Annotated in this window: 3 protein-coding genes; 2 read left to right on the forward strand and 1 reads right to left on the reverse strand. The window is 60.8% G+C overall.

What is annotated here, in order from left to right:
* Together WCB02_RS00200 and WCB02_RS00205 are read left to right on the forward strand one after the other, a co-directional pair.
* The coding region (locus WCB02_RS00200) for an SDR family NAD(P)-dependent oxidoreductase (protein ID WP_423955082.1) at window positions 1-556 on the forward strand (556 nt) is incomplete at its 5' end.
* A 169-nt stretch (window positions 557-725) separates the two neighbouring features.
* Window positions 726-1,532 carry a phage portal protein gene (locus tag WCB02_RS00205; RefSeq protein WP_423955083.1) on the forward strand — a complete coding sequence of 269 codons (807 nt, stop codon included), beginning with the start codon at window positions 726-728 and terminating at the stop codon, window positions 1,530-1,532.
* A 10-nt stretch (window positions 1,533-1,542) separates the two neighbouring features.
* Here the strand turns inward: WCB02_RS00205 and WCB02_RS00210 are convergent.
* Window positions 1,543-1,894: hypothetical protein (locus WCB02_RS00210; protein WP_423955084.1), on the reverse strand; the 352-nt coding region annotated here is incomplete at its 5' end.

The raw sequence follows: 1,894 nt of genomic DNA on the forward strand, positions 1-1,894 counted from the left end.
GCCGGAGGTCGATATCCTCATCAACAACGCCGGGATTTTCGAGCCGAAAGCGTTCTTCGATAACCCCGACGCGGACTGGAGCCGCTTTTTCGAGGTCAATGTGATGTCGGGTGTGCGGCTGTCGCGGGCCTACATGCCCGGCATGCTGAAGCGCAACTGGGGCCGGATCGTCTTCATCTCCTCGGAATCGGGACTGAATATTCCGGCCGAAATGATCCACTACGGCACCACCAAGACCGCGCAGCTTGCGATCTCGCGTGGGCTCGCGCAATTGACGCGCGGCACCGCGGTGACCGTCAACGCGGTGCTGCCGGGCCCGACGATGTCGGACGGCGTCGAGACCTTCGTGCAGGACCTCGCCAGGCAGAACGGCCAGTCGCTCGAGGAGGCGGCTGCGAACTTCGTCAAGCAGCATCGCCCGACCTCGCTGCTGCAGCGGTTCGCCGGCGTCGATGAGGTCGCCAACATGGTGGTCTATGTCGCGTCGAACCAGGCCTCCGCCACCAATGGCGCCGCGCTGCGCGTTGAGGGCGGCGTGGTCAACTTCATCGCGTGAGGCGAACGATATCGGGCCGCTGGTGTCTCTGGCTTGTTTGAGTCTGATGCCGGCTATCAGGCTCATGGCGTGGGCCCCACCCGGCTCGTCTCAGAAAATTATTTGTTGCCTTGTTATCTGAATAGCTAACAGGGGCTGTAACAATAACAATCACAGCAGATAGTGTTGGATGGGAGAATACTCCCCGCTGCTCTACCAGCCGAACGACTGGGAGGATTATTTCGAGTTTGCGGAGATGATGCAGTTCAGCCTCGTGATGCGGGGCAATGCCTACGCGGTCCGGATCAAGAACGGCCGCGGCGTCACGATACGCCTGGTTCCAGTCAACGTCGACTGGGTCGCGCTCTGGGAATCGCCGGACGGCGGACTGTTTTATCGCGTCACGCCGAACGGCCTGAAGATGCGGGCCGAGCTCGCCGGCCAACCGTTCCTGGTCCCTGCCGCGGACATCATCCACGTCAAGGGCTTTTCGATGAACGGGCTGCTGGGCGCATCGCGCATCGTGCTCGCCAAGGAAGCCATCGCGCTGTCGCTCGGTTATGAGCGGCAGGCCGCGCAGTATATGAGCCAGGGCGCCAACACCAGCGGCATCCTGACCACGGAGCAGAGGCTTTCGCCCGAAGCCGCCGCGCGCATGGCGGCCGACTGGAAGACGCAGAAGAGCGGGCTGCAGAACGCCGGCAAGATCCTGGTCCTCGAGCAGGGCCTGAAGTACCAGCCGACCACACTGAGCGCGTCCGACGCGGAGTTCATCCAGGCGCGCAACCTGCAGATCCAGGAGATCACCCGCATCTTCCGGATTCCGGCGCACATGCTCGGAGACCTGGCGCGTTCGACCAACAACAACATCAGCCAGATGGCTCAGGAATACATCAACCTGACCATGTCGAGCTACACCCAGCGCTGGAGATGGGCGCTCGACGTCGCATTCGGTCTGCGCAAGCAGACGCATCGCTCTAGCCCAACTTTCTCATGAGAAAGTTGGGCTAGTCGGTGGCTTTATTGTCGCGCGACTTTGCTGCGGCCTCGCCGTCTGCATAGCCGAGCACGTAGGCCTCCTCAAAGGGATGGCTTACCGCGCCAAAGAAGCAACCTGCGCCTAGTACAAATCCAGCATCGTACCATCTCCCTGCGTTCGGATATTCGCAAACTCGAACATCCCAAAAGAAGCTACCTATGAGAGAAAATAGGCACAGGAAGCCGTGTACAAGACCCAACAAGAAGCCCGGCGCGTCGTAGCCACTCGCACTTGGTTGCGTCGCGCAGGAAGACAATACCAGGGCGCAGGCGATAGCGAGGGTAGCCAAAAATAGCTTCATGAAGCCCCTCCCATTTTTC

This window comes from Bradyrhizobium sp. (assembly GCF_049581145.1).
In the GTDB taxonomy this organism is placed as follows: Bacteria; Pseudomonadota; Alphaproteobacteria; order Rhizobiales; family Xanthobacteraceae; genus Bradyrhizobium.